The following is a 231-nucleotide window of genomic DNA, read 5'->3' as shown; positions in this document are numbered from 1 at the left end:
CACTTCAATTAGATGTCATCATGGTCCCTAACTATTATTATTCAAAACCTGCATTGATCAAGCAATTGCAGCAAACCGCACCTGTTCTTGTTCTGCCATACGCCCGTCATCATGCTGTACAAGAAGTACTGTCTATAGGACGCCTTTTAGGAAGAGAATACGAGGCAAACGAATGGGTGAAACGATTTGAACAGCTTAGTGAACAGGCAAGAAACAGCCTGTCTTCCTTTA

General features: G+C 42.4%; 1 pseudogene. It reads left to right on the top strand.

The annotated features are described in order from the left end of the window. A pseudogene (locus tag KVT11_RS20780) lies at window positions 1-231 on the top strand (helix-turn-helix domain-containing protein); the annotation flags it as partial.

This window comes from Bacillus sp. GbtcB10 (assembly GCF_019091365.1).
In the GTDB taxonomy this organism is placed as follows: domain Bacteria; phylum Bacillota; class Bacilli; order Bacillales; family Bacillaceae; genus Bacillus; species Bacillus altitudinis.
Note: the sequence above shows the minus strand (reverse complement) of the source record. Positions and strands in the feature narration are given on the sequence as shown.